The sequence below is a fragment of the Empedobacter sp. UBA1574 genome, assembly GCF_002322895.1.
GTDB lineage: Bacteria > Bacteroidota > Bacteroidia > Flavobacteriales > Weeksellaceae > Empedobacter > Empedobacter falsenii_B.
Genome location: NZ_DCOI01000023.1, coordinates 25,354 through 45,684, shown reverse-complemented (window position 1 = coordinate 45,684; position 20,331 = coordinate 25,354). Strand labels below are relative to the sequence as shown.

21 protein-coding genes and 1 tRNA gene are annotated in these 20,331 nt (G+C 32.0%); 8 read left to right on the top strand and 14 right to left on the bottom strand.

From position 1 onward, the window contains the following. Positions 1-103: 103 nt before the first annotated feature. A tRNA-Ile gene (locus B3578_RS06680) sits at positions 104-177 on the bottom strand. A gap of 76 nt (positions 178-253) precedes the next feature. Continuing rightward, positions 254-652, bottom strand: a complete 399-nt coding sequence (gene mce / locus B3578_RS06675) for a methylmalonyl-CoA epimerase (RefSeq protein WP_219034454.1) — start codon at positions 650-652, stop codon at positions 254-256. Between the two features lie 78 nt (positions 653-730). On the opposite strand from mce, the gene B3578_RS06670 reads away from it, so the two are divergent. Continuing rightward, positions 731-1,483: a tetratricopeptide repeat protein gene (locus B3578_RS06670; RefSeq protein WP_291047469.1), complete on the top strand. Its 753-nt coding sequence runs from the start codon at positions 731-733 to the stop codon at positions 1,481-1,483. Positions 1,484-1,598: 115 nt separating this feature from the next. Continuing rightward, the gene (locus B3578_RS06665; protein WP_114999401.1) at positions 1,599-1,937 is read left to right on the top strand and encodes a hypothetical protein; all 339 of its coding nucleotides are present in this window, start codon (positions 1,599-1,601) and stop codon (positions 1,935-1,937) included. Positions 1,938-1,985: 48 nt separating this feature from the next. On the opposite strand, the gene B3578_RS06660 is transcribed toward B3578_RS06665, so the two are convergent. The 5 genes from B3578_RS06660 to B3578_RS06640 all read right to left on the bottom strand — a co-directional run bounded on the left by B3578_RS06660 (position 1,986) and on the right by B3578_RS06640 (position 6,238). Continuing rightward, the gene (locus B3578_RS06660) at positions 1,986-2,366 is read right to left on the bottom strand and encodes a hypothetical protein (RefSeq protein ID WP_280038239.1); all 381 of its coding nucleotides are present in this window, start codon (positions 2,364-2,366) and stop codon (positions 1,986-1,988) included. A 250-nt stretch (positions 2,367-2,616) separates the two neighbouring features. Further along, positions 2,617-3,489 (bottom strand): tetratricopeptide repeat protein, encoded by an 873-nt coding sequence (locus B3578_RS06655; protein ID WP_286475042.1) that lies wholly within the window; start codon positions 3,487-3,489, stop codon positions 2,617-2,619. A 76-nt stretch (positions 3,490-3,565) separates the two neighbouring features. Further along, positions 3,566-4,588 (bottom strand): AMP-binding protein, encoded by a 1,023-nt coding sequence (locus B3578_RS06650; protein WP_280051303.1) that lies wholly within the window; start codon positions 4,586-4,588, stop codon positions 3,566-3,568. 1 nt (position 4,589) lies between these two features. Then, positions 4,590-5,201, bottom strand: coding sequence for a DUF1684 domain-containing protein (locus B3578_RS06645; protein WP_221855293.1), 612 nt, complete (start codon positions 5,199-5,201; stop codon positions 4,590-4,592). Then, complete coding sequence (locus B3578_RS06640) at positions 5,198-6,238, bottom strand: o-succinylbenzoate synthase (RefSeq protein ID WP_286496392.1); 1,041 nt, start codon at positions 6,236-6,238, stop codon at positions 5,198-5,200. The genes B3578_RS06645 and B3578_RS06640 overlap by 4 nt, the downstream gene beginning before the upstream one ends. Positions 6,239-6,834: 596 nt before the next feature. Between B3578_RS06640 and B3578_RS06635 the strand changes: the two genes are divergently transcribed. The 6 genes from B3578_RS06635 to B3578_RS14375 all read left to right on the top strand — a co-directional run bounded on the left by B3578_RS06635 (position 6,835) and on the right by B3578_RS14375 (position 12,330). Further along, on the top strand, positions 6,835-7,287 hold the full coding sequence (locus B3578_RS06635; protein ID WP_291047463.1) for a hemerythrin domain-containing protein: 453 nt from the start codon (positions 6,835-6,837) through the stop codon (positions 7,285-7,287). 73 nt (positions 7,288-7,360) lie between these two features. After that, a complete protein-coding gene (locus tag B3578_RS06630) occupies positions 7,361-7,801 on the top strand; it encodes an RrF2 family transcriptional regulator (protein WP_038337007.1) in 441 nt (146 codons plus the stop codon). 65 nt (positions 7,802-7,866) lie between these two features. Next, positions 7,867-8,643, top strand: a complete 777-nt coding sequence (locus B3578_RS06625) for a class I SAM-dependent methyltransferase (RefSeq protein WP_038337006.1) — start codon at positions 7,867-7,869, stop codon at positions 8,641-8,643. Positions 8,644-8,700: 57 nt separating this feature from the next. Then, positions 8,701-9,417, top strand: coding sequence for an iron-sulfur cluster repair di-iron protein (gene ric, locus B3578_RS06620; RefSeq protein WP_038337005.1), 717 nt, complete (start codon positions 8,701-8,703; stop codon positions 9,415-9,417). A 132-nt stretch (positions 9,418-9,549) separates the two neighbouring features. Beyond that, positions 9,550-11,958, top strand: coding sequence for a TonB-dependent receptor domain-containing protein (locus B3578_RS06615; RefSeq protein ID WP_286475049.1), 2,409 nt, complete (start codon positions 9,550-9,552; stop codon positions 11,956-11,958). Positions 11,959-12,177: 219 nt separating this feature from the next. Continuing rightward, positions 12,178-12,330, top strand: a complete 153-nt coding sequence (locus B3578_RS14375; RefSeq protein WP_084106958.1) for a RidA family protein — start codon at positions 12,178-12,180, stop codon at positions 12,328-12,330. An 86-nt stretch (positions 12,331-12,416) separates the two neighbouring features. On the opposite strand, the gene B3578_RS06610 is transcribed toward B3578_RS14375, so the two are convergent. The 7 genes from B3578_RS06610 to B3578_RS06580 all read right to left on the bottom strand — a co-directional run bounded on the left by B3578_RS06610 (position 12,417) and on the right by B3578_RS06580 (position 20,306). After that, positions 12,417-13,076: a YggS family pyridoxal phosphate-dependent enzyme gene (locus tag B3578_RS06610; RefSeq protein ID WP_114999389.1), complete on the bottom strand. Its 660-nt coding sequence runs from the start codon at positions 13,074-13,076 to the stop codon at positions 12,417-12,419. A gap of 3 nt (positions 13,077-13,079) precedes the next feature. After that, positions 13,080-14,327, bottom strand: a complete 1,248-nt coding sequence (locus B3578_RS06605) for a DUF1015 domain-containing protein (protein WP_125350117.1) — start codon at positions 14,325-14,327, stop codon at positions 13,080-13,082. Between the two features lie 33 nt (positions 14,328-14,360). Next, a complete protein-coding gene (locus B3578_RS06600; protein WP_114999386.1) occupies positions 14,361-15,311 on the bottom strand; it encodes a D-2-hydroxyacid dehydrogenase in 951 nt (316 codons plus the stop codon). Between the two features lie 87 nt (positions 15,312-15,398). Beyond that, complete coding sequence (serC, locus tag B3578_RS06595; protein ID WP_038337000.1) at positions 15,399-16,469, bottom strand: 3-phosphoserine/phosphohydroxythreonine transaminase; 1,071 nt, start codon at positions 16,467-16,469, stop codon at positions 15,399-15,401. Positions 16,470-16,631: 162 nt separating this feature from the next. Then, entirely contained in the window at positions 16,632-17,891 is a 1,260-nt protein-coding gene (locus tag B3578_RS06590) for an aminotransferase class I/II-fold pyridoxal phosphate-dependent enzyme (protein ID WP_221855281.1), read from the bottom strand. Positions 17,892-17,984: 93 nt separating this feature from the next. Then, entirely contained in the window at positions 17,985-19,022 is a 1,038-nt protein-coding gene (locus B3578_RS06585; protein ID WP_219034446.1) for a PLP-dependent cysteine synthase family protein, read from the bottom strand. A gap of 129 nt (positions 19,023-19,151) precedes the next feature. Beyond that, on the bottom strand, positions 19,152-20,306 hold the full coding sequence (locus B3578_RS06580; protein ID WP_038336997.1) for a GlmU family protein: 1,155 nt from the start codon (positions 20,304-20,306) through the stop codon (positions 19,152-19,154). Between the last annotated feature and the right edge of the window lie 25 nt (positions 20,307-20,331).

Here is a 20,331-nt window from a genome sequence, read left to right as displayed (position 1 = left end):
CTTTGAATCAGATAATTTGTTGTACAAATGTTGTACTTATAGATTAAAATGAAGTCAAAAAAAAGACGCTTACACAACTGTAAACGTCTGATTTTCAATAAAGTGGTCCCACTTGGGCTCGAACCAAGGACTTGCTGATTATGAGTCAGCTACTCTAACCAACTGAGTTATAGGACCAGAGAATTAAGCAATAAAAAGGAAGCTATCACCTAATTCGTTTGCAATATTAAAGCTATTTTTTTGAACTTCAAAATTATTTTACATCTTCGCAAAGCTCTACCAATACGCCATTTGTTGTTTTAGGGTGTAAAAAAACAATACGTTTATTATCTGCTCCCAATTTTGGCGTTTCGTTAATAAAAGTAAACCCTTGATTTTTAAGACGCTCTATTTCGAGTTCGATATCATCTACTCCAAAAGCAATATGGTGAATTCCTTCGCGATTTTTTTCTAAATATTTTTCAATAGCACTATCATTTTTTTCAGAACCGACCAATTCGATCTTCGATTCGCCTACTTCAAAAAAAGAGGTTCTCACACCTTCCGACTCCACTGCTTCTTCTTTGTACGGTGCTTTTCCTAATAATTTTTCGAACAATTCATTCGATAATCCCAAATCTTTTACGGCAATCCCTAAATGTTCTATTTTCATGTGTGTTGTTTTGCGTAAAGATAAACTTTTCTAAAATTTTTTATTTAAAATTTAAAGAGTTTGTTGTAATATTGAACTATGAGTTTTTATGAAGATGGGAGTCAATATCTCCGCAAAGGTCAGTATAGAAAAGCGATTGATTATTTTACATTATCGATTAAGCGTCAAATAGAAGTGGCAAATTCATATTTCGGTCGTGGATTGAGCCAATATTATATGAAACAAAATACAGATGCAATCAAGGATTTTGATAAAGCAATTGAATTAGATGATAAAAATCCAAACTTCTATTTCTACAGAGGAATGGCAAATTTCAATCAATATAATCCAACAAAAGCAGCTGAGAATTTTGATAAAGTGATCGAGATTGATCCGGCAAGTTTTGTAGCTTATCATCAAAAAGGTTATGTATTGATGAATTTGAACAAATACGATGAGGCGATCGAATGTTTCAATAAAGCTTTAGAAATTAATCCAGATTACGAATCATGTTACCACAATCGTGCATTTTGTTACGATCAATTGCAACAATTGGATAAAGCAATCGAAGATTATTCGAAAGTAATTGAAATGAAGCCACATTTCTTGTCGTATTACAACAGAGGAAATACTTATTTTGTATTGAATGATTTAGAAAATGCATTAGACGATTTTAATCAATCAATCGAGTTAAATCCAAATCATTTCTTATCATACTACAACAAAGGCGCAATCCTAGAAAAATTTGAGAAACAAGCCGAAGCTGTAGAGGAATACAAAAAAGCATTGCAGTTGAATCCTGAATTTTATTTAGCTGCCGAAAGATTAGCACAATTAGAAAATCAACAATAAAACATAGAAATCGTTTCGAATTGGAACGATTTTTTTTTATGTCTTTTTATTTCTTATCGTAAATCAATGTTAGACCATGCGTTATGTTGTTACTTTGCCTTAAAATTAATCTAATATGCAAGTACAAATCGCCGTTTATGGTAAAAACAAAGAAATTGTAGACACGTTAGAACGCGTGATTAACAAAAATGAAAACTGGAAAGCATTTTGTACCTGCTCACAAGAAGAATTGAAAGGATACGTATCAACAAACAACGTCCAAATAATATTATACAGTAGTGGAATTGGTGCTTCGGAGGTAGAGAAAATGGAGGAATGGATAAGCACTTATTTCCCTACTATAAAGCAAATCCATCATTATGGTGGAGGAAGTGGTTTGTTGAAGTGCGAAATTGATGGTGCTTTGACTGGAATAAAACCTATTAGCAAAGCAAAAATCAATGTTATCCTTTAACATTTTAAGAAAAAAGAGCTTTTCACTTGTAGATGAAAAGCTCTTTTTTTACATATCTTTTATAATCCAATAGTCTCGGGAAATCCCAACATCATTGCGATTAACTTCTATTTCGTCGCAAAAATCTAAAAATAATTCGTCCAAAGTTTTATCAATTTTTGGCGTAGAACCGAACAATTTCGTTAGAATAGGATTGGTTTCGTGCTCTAATAGCTTCCCTGTAAACTGCTGAATGTTATTTTCTTTAATGCCAATAAATGTACTTGGCGCAAAAACCATCACCTCATCCGCATCAATCACCAAAAATGTTTTCGATTTTTTGATTAACTGAATCGATTTCTTTTTTTCTTCATCCGTTCCAACTTCTAGACTTTCTAAAAACAACTCGACGTTATCAAAAACTTCTTCCTTATCTTGAACAAATTCCATCTTATAAATTTTAGCAAAATTAAAGTTTTTTTTCTGATTGTTTACTTTTATTCATGTTTCCTATTTATCATTTCAATAGAAAAGTCTTCATCTATTTATGCAAAACTGAAATAAACTCAACTTGACATTATTGTCATTCTAAACCTGTCGAAGAATCTCAGATTATTCTAAACTACTTCAGTCATCTTCAACTCGATTCAAGATCACAACAAAAATATTTCCTTGAGAAAAATGTAGTTGAGTAAAAAAACTAATCTTCTTTCAATAGAATTTCGACTTCTAAATATTCGTGGTAATTTTTGACAAAATCATGGTCAAAATCAATGTCTTCTAAGCGCATTTGAATCCCTTTTTTATCAACATCAATATAATCTAAAATCGTTTGAACATTATAAATTTCAAGATTATGAAACGTCGGATACAACGTAATTTGCTTCAAGGTAAGTGCCATTATAAAGCAATTGATTCCATTAAAATTAACCCCGATATCAGCGAAATTCTTATAAAAAGCAATCAAATTTGTTTTGAGCTGAAGATTATAATTAAAACTTCTCAACTTGAAATTTTTTAAGACCAATCGATTTGTCGTTTTCAAGACAATTTCTTCAGTAATCTGAAGGTTTTTACTCAATAATTCTAAAAGTTGTTTATCCTCAACCAATTGATACAAAATATTCAAATATCGTTTAGCTTCTTCAAAATCAAACAATTCTAAACTCACTAAAATCGATAAGAAAAGAAAACGTTGATTGGTAGGATACACAATTTCAATTTCTTTCAAATACTTTTGCGCTTCATCAAATTTCAATTTATGAATATAATATTCGGCAATGTAGAAATTCGCAGCATACAAGTAATAATCTTCCTTTTTTGCTTCTAAAAGATACAAAATCGATTCTTCGTTGAAGTTTAAATTGCGCTGAACAACTCCTTTCAGAAAAAGTGCTTTTTTATCTTTTGGATATTCGTGAAGCAACTGATTTAATAAATCTTGTGCCTTAATTAATTGCTGAATCGGATTGTGAATAAACGAAAAACTTTTCCAAATGAGATATTGATTCTCATCCATCTCGTCGTCAAGAATCAAGAAAAAAATATCATTAAAAAGTCGATTGTAATCCACAGTATAAGTTTTAGTAGTGATAAAATTAAGCTATTTTAGGTAAAATACACGAACAAAATAAAAAAATAGGTCGATCCTAAAACTGTTGTCGTTTTATTTTACCACTTTCCGTTCGAGAAAATGTAGGAATGAAAATAATTTCTTTTGGAACTTGATATTTGGTTAAATCTGCCAAAGAAAAATCCAAGCTCCTCTGCTCTCCTTCCACAACTAAAATTAATTTCTGACCTAATAATTCATCCGTTTTTGAAGTGATATAAAAATCAGAATCAATGAACGGTTTCAGCTTATTTTCTATTTGTTCTGGAAATAATTTTATTCCACCCGAATTAATCACATTATCCGCTCTACCAATCCAGTTAAATTTTCGTGTATCAATCAATTCAACCACATCATTCGTTACAACTTGCAATCCATCATAAGGCGTATCAATCACCAAACAACCTCGCTCATCTTGTGAAATCGTTACCTCATCAAACGCTTCAAAAACTTGTTCTGCATTAGGATATTTTTGATTCGCAACTTGTTTAAACGCAATATGTGTAATCGTCTCCGTCATTGCATATGTTTCGTAGACTTCGTTCTCAAAAGCAAACAATTCTTGTTTCACTTTCTCCGAAAGAGGCGCTCCTCCGATAATTAACTTTTGACATCTTGAAACAAAATCTAACGAATTTTCAACTTGCATAGGCGTTAACGCAACAAAATCAATAGAGGTAAAATTTTGTGAAATTCCACTATTAATTTCATTCAAAGAAATATGAGAAGTTGGTTGCATACAAATCAATTTCAATCCGATTTCTACTGCACGAACCAACATCAATTTTCCAGCAATATAAGTAACAGGCATCACCAATAAAGCCGAATTTCCTTTCTCTAAATGCAAATATTTTCCCGTCATATTCGCACTTTTTCGCATATTTTTTTTGGTTAAAATAATCTCTTTCGGAGTTCCAGTAGACCCCGAAGTATGCGCAATCATCACCTCAGAATCAGAAAACCATTCAACCAAAAAATCTTTTACGGATTGTTCAAATTCGTTGGTAACTTCAATAGCGTTGACATCAAAATTAGGTTGAGAAAAATCTAAATACAACATTCTATTTATGATAACTTACACCTGCATTAATTTCGATATCCAACACATTATTCGCTGGCGGAATGGGACAATTGTAATGTTTGCTATATGCACAATATGGATTATACACTTGATTAAAATCCAACGTAATTTCATTGGCTGTTGTACCTAAATCCTTTGTACTCAAATCCAAATAACGTCCACCTCCATAAGACGTCACGCCGTTTGTTTCGTCCATAAAAGGTAAAAACAAACTGTCTGCATATTTCTCCATAATTGGTGAAGATTGATAAACCGTCAGCGTTTGTTCAACATTATCCAACATGAACGTTACCGTTCCGTATTCTTTGTAATTTTTGATTTTTTTCGCAGAAGTAGGAAACGGAATCACCTTTCCATCTTTGATTGGCGTAAATTTCGCTTTCACTATATATTTTTCGCTGATCGGAAAAAATGTAATGCCTTTGAAATTCGTTTTTTCTTCGTCTACCAATGGCGTCGTTTTAAGATCAGTATAAAAAGTCGCCAATTCGGTTTGATATTTTTGAATTGCAACTAAATCAATTGTTTTTTTTGTCGTTTGACAACTCATTAAAACGATTGTTGCAAAAAATGCGATAATTACTTTATTCATGCTAATTTGTTTCGAAATAAATATTCTCCTCTTAATTCTAATCGACTTGGGAAATTGTTTGTAAACAAACCTCCTGTGCCCAATCCTTGTGGCATTTCTGGATATAAAATCGCTGTCCATTGTGCAATAGCATTTAAGCCTATATTACTTTCCAATGCTGATGTTATCCAAAACGGAATTTCGTATGTATCTGCTGCATTAATCCATTCCAACGAACCTCTAATTCCCCCAACCAAACTTGGTTTTAGAATAATATATTGCGGTTTGATTTTTTCTAACAATTCGAATTTATCCTCTTGATGAACAATTCCAATTAATTCTTCGTCCAACGCAATTGGTGTCGGTGTTGTAGCACACAATTCCGTCATCAAATCGATTTGTCCAGCTTTGATAGGTTGTTCAATCGAATGTATTTTTAAATCAGCCAATTGTTGCAAGACCACTTTTGCTTCTTCAAACGTAAAACCTCCATTCGCATCTACTCTTAATTCTAATTGATCCGCAGAAAAATCTTGTCTTAATTGTTGAATAATCTTATGCTCATTTTCCCAATCAACACCGATTTTCAACTTGATACAGTTGAAACCAATCGCTAATTTTTCTTTGATTTGTTCGCGCATAAAATCAATCGAACCCATCCAAATTAAACCATTAGTTTGAATACCTTTATCACCTGTCGAAAAAGCTGATTCATACAAATCAGGATTCAATTTATCTGTATAATTTTCGTTGTAACGATTCGCAAACATACTCTGAAAAGCCTGCTCTACTCCAAACTGAATCGAAGGCCATTCGCGCAATTCACGCCACAATTCATCAACTCCTAAGTCAATATTGTCACAAACCCATTGCAATTTTTCTTCATAATCAGGGCGGTCATCAAAACTCAACCCTTTAAACAATCCACATTCACCAACATATTCTTTTCCATCTTCTTCTAATGTAAAAAGATACGTCAATTTCTCTGTCAAAACGCCGCGCGAAGTACCGCTTGGATTTTTGAATTTCAAAAAATAAGGTTCAAAACTTGCTTTCATACTTCAAATTTAAACAATGCTTTTTAGAAAAATATTGATTTAAATTAATTTTTCATTAAATCGAAACTCAATCGTTCACAATTTATCAATTAAACTATTTTTTTTTAATCTCATTTTTATTTTATTACTTTATTTCTCAAAGTGATTTCAATAAATAGTTAGTTATGAATACAAAAATGCACCTTAAATAATCTTTAATTTTTGGAATAATTGGTCTAATAATAACAATTCCACTAATTGCTATGCAATTTACAAATGAAGTCAACTGGAGTTTATTTGATTTTATTATTGCATTTATTTTACTTTCGGTTATTGGATTAACGATAAACTACATTCTACAACTGACTAACCGTTTACAAAATAAAATCTTTTTCTGCATAATGGTTTTACTCATTGGTTTATTAATATGGACTGAATTAGCTGTCGGAGTTTTCGGTAGTCCAATAGCAGGAAATTAGAATGATTTTTTTATTGAATACTTTTCCATTTATGTCAACCTAAAAAAGATCTGAAATACGTCTAAATTTTAAAATAGAATACTAAAAAGAATTTTAGTGAAAAATTGTCATAACTTTAATTCACAAAAACAGTTAATTATGAAAAGAAGTGAACACATTGTCGTTTTATCAAAGGATCATCATTTTGGATTGCTTTGTAGTTGGAAAATTGAACAAGGTTTCTTTAAAAATATTGCATTAGAACGAATTGCATCTTATGTTGAATATGTTTGGAACAATCATCTTTCTGAGCACTTTAAACATGAAGAAACGATTATTTTTCCCTATTCAAACGAAACATACAACCAACAAATTAAAACCGAACATCAAGAATTAAAGGTTTTAGCACAAAAGATTGCTCAACATCCAGAGAAATCAATAGTAGAAAAATTTGCTCATTTATTAAAAAATCATATTCGATTCGAGGAACGTGAATGGTTTCCTTACTTACAAGAAAATCTTGATGAAAGTGATTTGAAACAAATAGGTAAAAGATTAGAAAACTCGCACACAAAACCATTTGATAATTTTGAAGACGAATTTTGGAAATAATTAGAATTAATAAAACACCTTTTACTCTTTTATTAAAGAAATGATGTATATTTGTAGTGTAAAAGAATTGTAAATGTTATCAAAAACTTGTGAATACGCCGTTAGAGCAGTAATTTATATCGCACAGCAAACCAAAGACGGAAATCGAGTTGGAATAAAAGATGTAGCGAAAGGAATTGATTCTCCTGAATATTTTATTGCAAAAATTTTGCAAGAAATGGTTCGAAAAAATCTTTTACAGTCTACAAAAGGACCAAATGGTGGTTTTCATCTCGATGAAAAATATATGAAAAATTCGTTGGCTGTAATTGTTAGACATTTTGATGGAGATAAAATTTTTAGTGGTTGTGCACTTGGACTAAAACGATGTTCAGAAAAAAATCCTTGTCCTTTGCATCAGCAATTCAAAGAAATACGAAATACTTTAAAGCATTTATTAGAAACAACTACTATCAACCAATTGGTTGAGAAATTAGATTCGCAAGAAGTATTTCTAAAATTAAATTTAGAATAAAATTTACCTTAATAAAAGATAAAAAGGTCTTTTTTATTTCAATTGAAAATAAAAAACTTACTCAAATGAAAAATGATACAATTGATAAAATGTCTGGACATTGGCTCCTTGCTAAAATAGGAAAAAAAGTACTAAGACCTGGAGGAAAAAAGTTGACAAATGAAATGGTTGAATTGTTAGATATCAATACAAATGATGCGATTGTAGAATTTGCTCCTGGGCTTGGTTATACCACTTCTATTGTACTTGACAAACAGCCAACATCATACATTGGAATTGATTTAGACGAAAAAATTATCGAGAATTTAAATCAAAAATTTGATAATCAAAAAGCTGTTTTTCAATTAGGAAATGCTGCTGACACAAGACTTGATGACTGTTCTCAAACTAAAATTTTTGGAGAAGCTATGCTAACGATGCATGCCAATCATCGTAAAAGTGAAATCATAAAAGAAGCTCATCGTGTTCTAAAAAAAGATGGATACTATGCAATTCATGAATTAGCATTAAAACCGAATAATATTTCAGATGAAATCAAAAAGAACATTCAAAAAGAGCTTGCAATTACGATGAATGTTAATGCAAGACCATTAACAGTTGAAGAATGGAAAATTCTTGTAAAAGAAGAAGGTTTCGAAATTATTGAAATTAAAACAGCTGAAATGCGCCTGCTTGAACCTTCAAGATTAATTGATGATGAAGGATTTTCAGGGTTTTTAACTATCATAAAAAATATTGCAACTCAAACAGAAGTGAGAGAAAGAGTAATAAAAATGAAGAAAGTTTTCAAAAAATACGAAGAACATTTGTGTGCTTTTGTCATGATTGCAAAGAAAAAATAATAATGCTAAAAGGCTCAAAAAAAATTTAATTTAATAAAAGATAAAAAGTATTCTATTATGGACATAAAAACAGATTTAATCGGAGAAATGGTCTCAGAAGATTTTAGAACTGCGGCGATTTTCAAAAAACATGGCATTGATTTTTGTTGCCGTGGTGGAAGAACCATCGAAGAAGCCTGTGAAAATAAAACTACAGATGTAAACAAAGTGTATAATGATTTGGAAAATTTACCTTCTCAAACCGAAGCTTCAATTGATTTTAAATCGTGGCCATTGGATTTGCTAAGTGAATATGTTGAAAAAATACATCATGCTTATGTGGAAGAAAAAATACCTGTTTTACTCGCTTTCTTAGACAAATTATGCAAAGTTCATGGTGAAAGACATCCAGTACTTTATGAAATAAACGCTTTATTTAATCAAACAGCTCAAGATTTGAGTGCTCATTTAAAAAAAGAAGAATTAATTCTTTTTCCATTTATCAAAAAAATGACTCATGCAAAGAAAAGAGGAATAGAATTAGAAGTTCCTCATTTTGGTACAGTTGAAAATCCAGTTCACATGATGGAACATGAACATACCGCAGAAGGTGATCGTTTTGCAAGGATTGCAGAACTTACCAATCATTACACTCCACCAGCAGATGCGTGTAACACTTATCGCGTGACCTATGCAATGTTAGAAGAATTCGAGAATGATTTGCATACTCATATTCACATCGAAAACAACATTCTATTTCCAAAATCTATTCAATTAGAAAAAGAACTTAAATAAGTTTATTCACTCCCAATAATCCCCTTATTGGGAGTTTTTGATTCTTTAATTCATTATTATTTAAGATATTTTCACTTATAGTTTTGTAACTTTTTGATGATTGATGCGTCTTATTTGTAAACAACCCTATAAATGAAAAAATATTTTCTTCCAATTATTTGTATTGCATCTGTTCATACTTTTGCTCAACAAGAAATAAAAGGAACTTTTCAATATACCAATCAAGCTCCAATAGCGTTAGCAGATGTAATCATTTTTCAAGGCGAAAAAATTATAGATGAAATTTCTACTGACAAAAATGGGCACTTTACGGTTATTTTAGAAGAAGGAACTTATACGTATAGAATTGAAGAAGCTGGAATTTTACTTCATTCATCCTCTCTCACGATTATGAATCATACGGATTTAGGAATTATTTTAGTTCCTAAAACTGAAAATGTAACCTTAACGGAAGCTGTTGTTACAGGTCAAAAAAAATTAGTTGAAAAGAAAGTAGACCGATTAATTTTCAATGTCGATCAAGCAGAAGGTGCAAAAGGTGGAAATGCCTTAGATGCATTGAAACTTGCGCCACGTATCGAGGTGGAAGAAGCGACAGATGCTATTTCGATTATAGGAAAAGGTTCAGTAAGCGTCATGATTAATGACCGATTAATGCAAATGAGCAGTGAACAATTGTCAAATTATCTAAAAACCATTCGAACAGAAGATATTGAAAAAATTGAAGTCATTACAAATCCTCCAGCCAAATACGATGCGACAGGAAACAGTGGAATCATCAATATTGTATTGAAAAATGCAAAACAAGAAAGTTTGAATGGTTCTATTTCGACTTCATACAACCAGCAAAAATACGGTGGATTCAATTTGAACGGGAATATCAATTACCGCAAAGGAAAATGGACATTAACCTCTAATATTTATAGTGGTAAAGGAAATTGGTATGGTAAAAGTAAAAACACAACTTTATATCCAGATCAAAAATGGACTTCGGACGGAATTAATAAAAATGAGAACAATTATTATGGTGGTCGAATTGGTATTGATTATCAAATCAATGACAACTTAATTACAGGTTTCAATTTAGATATTTCAGATGGTAAAGGAGAAAGTAAAGGAAATTCAGTCATTGATATTTTCGATTTAGTGAACAACAAAACAAATCGTTATATGACGACGAATTGGGATGGTGGAAAATGGAATTGGAATTATCTGGGATTAAATTACCATATCATCAAAAAATTCAAAACGGAAGGTAAAAAGTTAACATTCGATTTTGACTATTCGAATAACGGAAACGATAGCAATAACAAAAATATCAGTAACGAATTTGATCCTAATTGGGCAGAAATCCCTGGTAAATACGAAAATAATTACAGCTTAAATGACGGCTCTTCAAACCGATTCAATGCAAGTATCGATATGGAGCATCCTGTTAATTCGTGGAAAATGAATTATGGAACGCGTTTACGTTGGGCAACAGATGAAGCGGAAAATCAACGATTTTTAAAACTTAATCCGAATGATAATTTCCATGAAGATACCGATTTTGCAAGCAAATACAATTACAAAGAGAATGTCTACGCATTGTATTATTCGGTAGAAAAACAATTGAGTGAAAAGCTGACAGGAAAAGTTGGGTTACGCTATGAGCATGCACAAGTGAAAAGCATTATGGAAGATCCGAAAAATAATTACGAAAAAACTTATGACGGCTTATATCCTACCGCTTATTTGATGTATCAATCATCGGAAAATCATTCGTTTACATTAAACTATAGTCGTCGTGTAGATCGTCCATTTATTTGGTATTTAAATCCAAGAAGAACGAAACAAAATGAGTATAATTATTCAGAAGGAAATCCAAATTTGACGCCTTCTAATTCGAATAATTTCGAGTTAGAGCATGCGTATAAAGATTTATTGGTAACAAGTTTGTATTACCGCAATGCGAATGATCTTTTTGAACAAGTAAGCATCATGGATCCTGATACCAAGATTACACTTTCTAAGCCTTATAATATTGGAAAAACATATAGTATTGGTTTAAGTGAAAACATCAACGTAAAACCTTATAAATGGTGGAAAGTAAATGCTTCGGCAGATGTTTTCTATCGTAAAACAACCAGTAAAATTCCTGAAATGAATTATACATTAGACGGAATGAATGGGGAATTTAGAATTACAAATAATTTAGATTTAAATAAAAAGAAAACACTTTTTGCTAATTACACTTATTCATATTATACAAAAAGTACAGATGGATTAGACAAATTTGGAGATTTTATGCGTCATAACATTGGTATGAGAGCAATGGTATTTAAAAAGAAATTACAACTTTCGGCAAATATCTCTAACCTTTTCGAAAATAAAAATGGAACTTACACAAGTACGTCTAACAACGTAACAAATATGGGAGTTAATCAAGCTTTCAGAATGTATCGTATTGGAATTAGTTACAATTTCGGAAAACAATTTAATATAGAACGCTCAAAATCTAACCAAGAACAAAGCGGCGGAGGCGGTGGAGGAAATGGTTAAAATTTATTCCTGAATGAATAGAACCTGAACAAATCTGTTCAGGTTTTATTTTTTTATAATGATTATTGATCCAATTCTATCAATAGTTTTTTTAATTTGGATATACTTGTAATATATCTTGATATAAAGATATATTTAAAACCAATAAGAAAATTATTCAAACAGAAAATATACCAATTGCAAATGGACACTACTCACAATGTAAAATAATGGAATTCTATTTCTGGTCAATTACCAATAGATTGCGAAACCAAAAAAATTCTGTTAACAATTTTAGAGCAAACTAACTTAGTTTTTAAAAATATCGAAACGATATTACATGAAGCTAATAGCGATAAAAACCATGTATTTCTGGTGGAAATCTCAATTTAAACACTTTACCTTTTTAGAAATTGTTGTATAAATAATAAACCCCTAAAACATAAATTTCAGGGGTTTTGTATTGCAATACTATTCTGTTAAATCGAATAATTACGATGTCCAAAGATCGAACTCCCAATGCGAACCATTGTACTGCCTTCTTCTATCGCGATTTGATAATCTCCTGACATTCCCATTGATAAAATAGAAATGTTTTGATAAATAGATTTCAATGAATCAAAGTTAGATTTTAAAGAACGGAATTCTTCACGAATTTGACTTTCATCTTCCGTAAACGTTGCCATTCCCATCAATCCAACTACGCGAACATTTGGTAAATGCTGAATTTCTTCTTGCATTATCTGTTGAATTTCTTCTTCATCCAAGCCAAATTTTGTTTCTTCATCTGCTATAAATTGTTGCAACAACACATCAATTACGCGATTATTTTTTTGGGCTTGTTTGTGAATTTCTTTCAACAATTTTAAACTATCAACTCCATGTATCAAATGCACAAAAGGCGCCATATACTTCACTTTATTGGTTTGCACATGACCAATCATATGCCAACGTATATCCTTTGGAAGAACTTCGTATTTATCGCACATTTCTTGAATCTTGTTTTCACCAAAATCTCGCATTCCAGCCGCATAAGCTTCTTGCAAATCCTCCACAGGTTTTGTCTTAGAAACCGCTACCAATGTCACATGAGCAGGAATTGTAGCTTCGATTGTTTTTAAATTTTCTTGAATACTCATTTTTTATTCTTTCAAATCAAATACAGCAAAACCGCTTAATGGTTTTGGTTCGATATATGTACTTTTTGGTGGCATTTTAAGCCCTAAATCCGCAATCAATTGCAAATCCTTCACATCCACTGGATAAAAAGCAAAAGCTGCAATATAATCGTGATGATCAACTTTATTTTTAAGCGCTTCTACTCCTTCTCTATTGCGCGTACCACATTCGTAATGAATGCGTTTATCCTTTTTAGAATCTTGAATATTTAGAATTGGTTTCATCACATTTTCTTCGAAAATATAAGTATCCAATTCGCTTAAACCTTCGGTTGTCAATAAATTATTTTTGACATATAAACTATAATATTGACCATCTAAATACATCACAATATGATGTTTTTTGGTTGGCACAACTAATTCATCACCTTTCGGAATAATTTCAAAATCAGCTTCTAAAGCAGTTAAAAACGCTTCTGGAGTTAAGCCGTTTAAATCTTTAATTAATCGATTATAATCATTGATAATCAAATCTTCATTCGAAACTAAAAGTGCTAACGTATAATTAAAAGCTTCATCACCATAGACTTCATCTTTCGAATTTTCAACCGCAAATTTTGTGTATCGCTCCGAACTTTCCATACGATGATGTCCATCTGCAATATACAATTCGTCTAATTTTTCGATTGAATCTTTTAATTGTTTTAAATTTAAACGATTATCAACTCTCCACAACAAATGTTGCGTTCCGTTTTCTTCTTCTATTTTCAGAATCGGCTTGCGTTTCATTTCCGTATCAATCAACAAATCTACACGTTGAGCAGGTTTATAGGTCAACAAAACAGGTTCCGCATGGAAATGAGATTCTTTCAAATAATCAGCAAATAATTCCACACGACGCTCCAAAGTTTCTTCGTGCTTTTTTATTTTATTTTGACGATAATCATCAATATTCACCAAGCCTAAAAGTCCTTTTGTTTCGCGTCCATCAGGCTGTATGACTTGATAAATATAAAAAGACGACTTGTCTTGCGTTAATATTTTTTTCGAAATAAAATCCTCAAAATTCTCACGAACTTTTCTGAATTTCTCTTTCGGATCTTGAATCGTTTCGTCCCAAGTTGGCAAAATAATATGCAAAAAAGAGTTTTCTCTGTTATTGATATAATAATCCAATTCTTCTTTCGAATATTGATTAACGGCAAGCGTCACAAATTCTTGAGAAGTTTCTTCTGTAGGTCGAATTCCTTTGAATGGTTTAAATTGAGGCATTTTGAATAGTTTTAGATAGAATGAAACTCAAAATTATTTTCCGTAAATCTCAACGATTTGCGAAGCTAATTCAGTTCCAATTCTGTCCTGCGCTTCATTCGTAGAACCTGCAATATGAGGAGATAATGACAAAGATTCGTTCATCAACAAGCCCATTTCTGGTGTTGGCTCATTCTCAAAAACATCTAAGGCTGCTCCAGCAACTTTTCCGTCTTCAATTGCATCAACCAAAGCACGCTCGTCAACTACTCCACCACGAGCCGTATTAATTACAATCACGCCATCTTTCATTTTTGCAAATTCTTTTTCACCCAAAATATATCCATCTTGTGCTGGAACATGCAGCGAAATGAAATCTGCTTTTGTAATGACTTCATCAAAATCAACAGAAGTGATGGTAAACGTTAATTTTTGACCATCAAAAAATTCTAATTCAATGTCACGTGTTGCTGGGAATTTATCATACACTAAAATATTCATTCCTAAACCAATCGCTTCACGAATCACTTCTACACCGATACGGCCAAAACCGATTACACCCATTGTTTTTCCTCTCAATTCGATTGCTTTTGCGTAAGCTTTTTTCAATCCATTGAAGTTAGAATCTCCTTCTAAAGGCATATTACGATTGGCTTGGTGTAAATTACGAACGATAGAAAACAAATGCGCAATTACAAATTCTGCTACAGATTGAGAAGAAGATGCTGGCGTATTAATCACCTGAATTCCTTTTTCGCGTGCATAAGCAACATCGATATTGTCCATACCAACTCCTCCACGACCGATAATTTTAAGATTTGTCGCATCAATCAAAGGTTGACGAACTTTAGTCGCAGAACGCACTAAAAGTACTTCAACTCCATTTTCGTTGATATAATTTTCTAATTGTTCTTGTGCTACGTGAGCAGTTATTACTTCGAAACCTTTTGCTTCTAAAGCTTCTATTCCTGCCTTAGAAATTCCATCGTTTGCTAATATTTTCATGTTATTATTATAGAATTAAGATGTGAGATTTTAGATGTTAGATAATATATTTCTCAATACTAATATCTAGCATCTAATGTCTGCTGATTAACCAAATTTTTGTTCAAATTGTTTCATTACTTCTACCAAAACTTGAACAGATTCTAATGGTAAAGCATTGTACATAGACGCACGGTATCCACCAACATCACGGTGACCAGCCAAAGAAACAACTCCAGCTTCTTTTAACATTGCATCAAAATCAGCTTTGAAATCTTCGTTATTTAAGACAAAAGTGGCATTCATTTGAGAACGATCTTCTGTTGCAGCAGTTCCTGTAAATAATCCGTTACGATCAATTTCAGCATACATTGCATCTGCTTTTGCAGTATTAATTTTTGCAATCGCTTCTACTCCACCTTGCTCTTTTAACCATTGTAAATTTAACATGACACCGTAAATTGCAATTACTGGCCACGTATTAAACGATGATTCTTTTTTGATATGTGTTTCGTAGTTTAAATAATCGGGAATATTACGTCCCGTTTTACCTAATAAATCTTTTTGAACGATTGCAACAGCAGAACCTGCAGGTCCCATATTTTTTTGGGCTCCAGCATAGATTACACCAAATTTAGAAACATCAATTGTGCGAGATAAAATATCCGAAGACATATCACAAACTATTGGAACTGGAGAATTTGGAAACTCTTTCATTTGTGTTCCAAAAATGGTATTATTTGATGTGCAGTGGAAATAATCAACATCTGAAGGAACAGTATATCCTTTTGGAATATAACTATAATTTTGATCTTTTGAAGAAGCAATAACTTCGATTTCTCCGAAACGCTTCGCTTCTTTGATAGCATTTTCTGCCCATTTTCCTGTTTGTGTATAAGCTGCTTTTCCGCCTTCTTTCAATAAATTGTAAGCTACAGTAGGAAATTGCAATGAAGCTCCACCTTGCATAAAAACTACGTCATGTGTTTCTGGAACATTCATCAATTCTTTTACCAACGCTCTTGCTGTATCAATTACTTCTACCGCATCTTTGCGACGGTGAGAAATTTCTAAGATTGATGTTCCTGAATTGTTGAAATCTAAACAAGCTTGAGCCATTTTGTCGAAAACAACTTGTGGTAAAATGCATGGTCCTGCACTAAAATTGTGAATTTTCATAATTAAAATTGTTGTGTGTTTGTGTGTCTAATTTGTAAACAAATATAGTAAATCAAATATGGAAAAAAGTGAATAATTACTTAACTTTTGAACAGAATACAAACAAAAAACCCTAAACTAATTCAGTTTAGGGTTTTTCTATTATTTGATTGAATATTTATTTTAGTATTGAACAAAATCAACATTCAATTCTTCTGCTTTGCGTTTGTAATATCCGTCAGCTAATTTATCTTTAATCTCAGCAAATGAGTTTAACGTATATTCGATGTGTTCGTCTTCGTGAGCAGCAGTTGGAATAATACGGAAAATAATCATTCCTTTTGGAATAACTGGATAAACTACTACAGAAACGAAAATACCATATTCTTCGCGCATTTCTTTTGCCAATACAGTCGCTTCGATAGGAGAACCATTCAATACGATTGGCGTAACACATGTGTTAGAACCTCCAATATCAAATCCTCTTTCTTCTAATCCTTTCTGAATTTTTTCTACATTGTGCCATAACTTATCTTTAAGCTCTGGTTGAGAACGTAATAACTCAAGACGTTTTAAACCTCCGATTACCATTGGCATTGTCAATGATTTAGCAAAAATTTGAGAACGTAAGTTATATTTTAAAATACGAATAATATCTTTGTTACCTGCAATAAATGCTCCGAAACCTGCCATAGATTTTGCAAAAGTTGAGAAATAGATATCAATCTTATCTTGACAACCTTGCTCCTCTCCGGCTCCAGCTCCAGTTTTACCTAATGTACCAAAACCGTGTGCATCGTCTACTAATAAACGGAATTTGTATTCATCTTTGTAAGCAGCAATCTCTTTCAAAATACCTTGCTTACCAGTCATTCCAAAAACACCTTCTGTAATCACTAGAATTCCGCCTCCTTGTTTATCAGCTAATTTACGAGCACGAGCAATTGTTTTTTCAAAACTTTCGATGTTGTTGTGTTGGTAAATAAAACGTTTACCAAAGTGTAAACGAACTCCATCAACAATACAAGCATGACATTCAGCATCATAAACGATTACATCATTTTTAGATACTAAAGCATCAATTGTAGATACCATACCTTGGTACCCGAAATTCATTAAATAAGCAGATTCTTTTTGAACGAAATCAGCCAATTCTTGCTCTAATTGAGCGTGATAATCTGTTTGACCAGACATTGCACGAGCTCCCATTGGATAAGCCATACCATATTGTGCCGCAGCATCAGCATCTGCTTTACGAACTTCTGGGTGATTAGCTAAACCTAAGTAGTTATTGATTGACCAAGTAATTACTTTTTTACCTTGGAATTCCATTACGGGTCCAATTTCTCCTTTTAACTGTGGAAAAACATAATAACCTTCACCATAATCAGCGAATTGACCTAATGGTCCAGGGTTCTGTTTTAAACGTTCAAAAATGTCCATTTTATTATAGTTTAATTTTTTATTAATTGAAAAAAAGTAGAAAGTGAATGAACACTACCTACTTTAAATATTTAATTTTTACAAATATACGTATTATTTGATTCTTTCGACTGTTGCTCGAGCTTCTAAGCCATTGAGTCTACTATTTGTAAAGCCTTGCTCTGCCATCCAATCATCACTAAAAACTTTTGTCATATAGCGAGATCCGTGGTCTGGATACAAAATTACAACTAAAGAATTTTCGTCAAATTCTCCAGCTTCAGCCAATTGTTTATATGCTTGTGTTGCAGCACCAGAAGTATATCCTGCCATAATTCCTTCTTTCAAAGCAATTTCTCTTGTACGATAAGCAGCTTCTTCGTCTGTCACTTTGATAAAAGAATCAACCATTTCAAAATCTAAAGCTCCAGGAACTAAATTTTTTCCCATTCCTTCGATTCTGTAAGGATAGATATCATTCTGATCAATTTTTCCAGTTTCGTGATAACCTTTCAAAATTGATCCATAAGCATCAACTCCGATGATTTTCACATCTGGGTTTTGCTCTTTTATATAACGTGCACTACCTGTCAAAGTTCCTCCTGTACCTGTACAACCGATTAGGTGAGTAATTTTACCCTCTGTTTTATTCCAGATTTCAGGACCTGTTGTTAAATAGTGAGCTTCTGTATTCCCTTGATTAAAATATTGATTAATATAAAGAGAATTTGGCGTTTCCGCAGCAATACGTTTTGCTACTTCGTAATATGATCTTGGATCATCAGCAGGTACATTCGCAGGGCACAAAAATACTTTTGCTCCCATCGCTTTTAAAAATGAAATCTTTTCTGCCTTTGTTTTATCCGATACCGCTAAGATACATTTGTACCCTTTTACGATAGCCACCATAGCTACAGCAAATCCAGTGTTACCTGAAGTTGTTTCTACAATCGTAGCACCAGGTTTTAATAGACCATTTTTTTCAGCCTCTTCTATAATATGTAAAGCTATTCTGTCTTTTGTTGAATGTCCAGGATTGTAACATTCTAACTTTGCATAAACTTCGCCTGGAATGTCTTGGTTAATTCTGTTTAACTGAACTAATGGAGTATCTCCAATTAACTCTAAAACGTTTTTATATTTACCAGTCATTTCACAAATATTCTTTTCTAACAAAAAGCAAAATTAAGGATTTTTTAATTAATTGTTAAAAGATTAACACGTAAAATTAATCATATTACAATTTTAAACTTAAATTCTTATGATTTACTCGTTATTAAATTAGTTATTATTTAAATTAAAAATATGTTCTAAAATTCTTTTATCAGCAAGTGTAAAAGCAATTTTTCTTCTTTCCATCATTTTTTCTGCAGCTTCACAAGCTTTATCAAAATTAAAAACAGGAGCGTCTGATTGTCCACCCCAACTATAATGTTTAATCATATTTGGTGGAAAACCTGATTGAAAAACGTTCGCACAAACTCCAACAACTGTACCAGTATTAAATTGTGTATTGATTGCAGATTTAGCATAATCGCCCATTATTAAACCACAAAATTGCAAACCTGTTTTTACAAATCTTTTTTGGTTATAACTCCATAACTTTACTTCTGCATAATTATTTTTCAAGTTTGAGTTATTTGTATCCGCGCCTAAATTGCACCATTCTCCAATTACAGAATTCCCTAAAAACCCATCATGTCCTTTATTTGAATATGCTATTAGGATTGAATTATTTAATTCACCACCAACTTTACAAAAAGGACCAATCGTACAACCAGCATATATTTTTGCACCCATATTTATTTTTGCATGCTCGCATAAAGCTAATCCGCCACGAATCATAGAACCTTCCATAATTTCGGCATCTTTTCCAATATAAATTGGACCTTCTGATGCATTCAAAATAGAAAATTCAACTTTCGCACCTTCTTCAATAAATATTTTTTCAGGAGCTAAAACTTGGTTGGTTGTAGATATTGATTGAGAAGTTCTTCCTTTTGTCACCAAATCAAAATCAAATTCAATTGCCTGGAAATTGTAAGTAAACAGATCCCAAGAATGTTGTAGATGAATTACTTCATCTTCAAATTGAATAATATCTGATGTGATTTTTGGAGTTTCTTCAGTTGATTTAACTGCTACAAGTTGATTGTCAAAAATTAGGGTTTGGTTTGGTTTTAAATTCTTTATCGCTTCAATTAATTTTTCATTCGGAAAAAAAGTTGGGTTGATAAATGTATTTTCTGTTTGAAGTTTAGCAGGAAATTTTTCTTGCAAATAAGGTTTCGTTTGATAAGAAACCTCTGTATTTAGTATTTTTTCCCAACGTTCTGCAAAACTCAATATCCCCATTCTTAGGGCAGCTACAGGTCTTGTAAATGTTAGGGGCAAAAAATCTTCCCATTCTTCGCCATCAAAAAGAACTATGTTCATTGATCTATGAATTTGTGCAAATTTA

Coding starts and splice junctions, on each gene's coding strand:
- serC (WP_038337000.1), bottom strand. CDS start 16,469: ATGAAAATTCACAATTTTAGTGCAGGACCATGCATTTTACCACAAGTT.
- B3578_RS06590 (WP_221855281.1), bottom strand. CDS start 17,891: ATGGACATTTTTGAACGTTTAAAACAGAACCCTGGACCATTAGGTCAA.
- B3578_RS06645 (WP_221855293.1), bottom strand. CDS start 5,201: ATGAATAAAGTAATTATCGCATTTTTTGCAACAATCGTTTTAATGAGT.
- B3578_RS06665 (WP_114999401.1), top strand. CDS start 1,599: ATGCAAGTACAAATCGCCGTTTATGGTAAAAACAAAGAAATTGTAGAC.
- B3578_RS06615 (WP_286475049.1), top strand. CDS start 9,550: ATGAAAAAATATTTTCTTCCAATTATTTGTATTGCATCTGTTCATACT.
- B3578_RS06600 (WP_114999386.1), bottom strand. CDS start 15,311: ATGAAAATATTAGCAAACGATGGAATTTCTAAGGCAGGAATAGAAGCT.
- B3578_RS06580 (WP_038336997.1), bottom strand. CDS start 20,306: ATGAACATAGTTCTTTTTGATGGCGAAGAATGGGAAGATTTTTTGCCC.
- B3578_RS06610 (WP_114999389.1), bottom strand. CDS start 13,076: ATGAGTATTCAAGAAAATTTAAAAACAATCGAAGCTACAATTCCTGCT.
- B3578_RS06630 (WP_038337007.1), top strand. CDS start 7,361: ATGTTATCAAAAACTTGTGAATACGCCGTTAGAGCAGTAATTTATATC.
- B3578_RS06635 (WP_291047463.1), top strand. CDS start 6,835: ATGAAAAGAAGTGAACACATTGTCGTTTTATCAAAGGATCATCATTTT.
- B3578_RS06585 (WP_219034446.1), bottom strand. CDS start 19,022: ATGACTGGTAAATATAAAAACGTTTTAGAGTTAATTGGAGATACTCCA.
- B3578_RS06660 (WP_280038239.1), bottom strand. CDS start 2,366: ATGGAATTTGTTCAAGATAAGGAAGAAGTTTTTGATAACGTCGAGTTG.
- B3578_RS06670 (WP_291047469.1), top strand. CDS start 731: ATGAGTTTTTATGAAGATGGGAGTCAATATCTCCGCAAAGGTCAGTAT.
- B3578_RS06605 (WP_125350117.1), bottom strand. CDS start 14,327: ATGCCTCAATTTAAACCATTCAAAGGAATTCGACCTACAGAAGAAACT.
- mce (WP_219034454.1), bottom strand. CDS start 652: ATGAAAATAGAACATTTAGGGATTGCCGTAAAAGATTTGGGATTATCG.
- B3578_RS06650 (WP_280051303.1), bottom strand. CDS start 4,588: ATGTTGTATTTAGATTTTTCTCAACCTAATTTTGATGTCAACGCTATT.
- ric (WP_038337005.1), top strand. CDS start 8,701: ATGGACATAAAAACAGATTTAATCGGAGAAATGGTCTCAGAAGATTTT.
- B3578_RS06640 (WP_286496392.1), bottom strand. CDS start 6,238: ATGAAAGCAAGTTTTGAACCTTATTTTTTGAAATTCAAAAATCCAAGC.
- B3578_RS06625 (WP_038337006.1), top strand. CDS start 7,867: ATGAAAAATGATACAATTGATAAAATGTCTGGACATTGGCTCCTTGCT.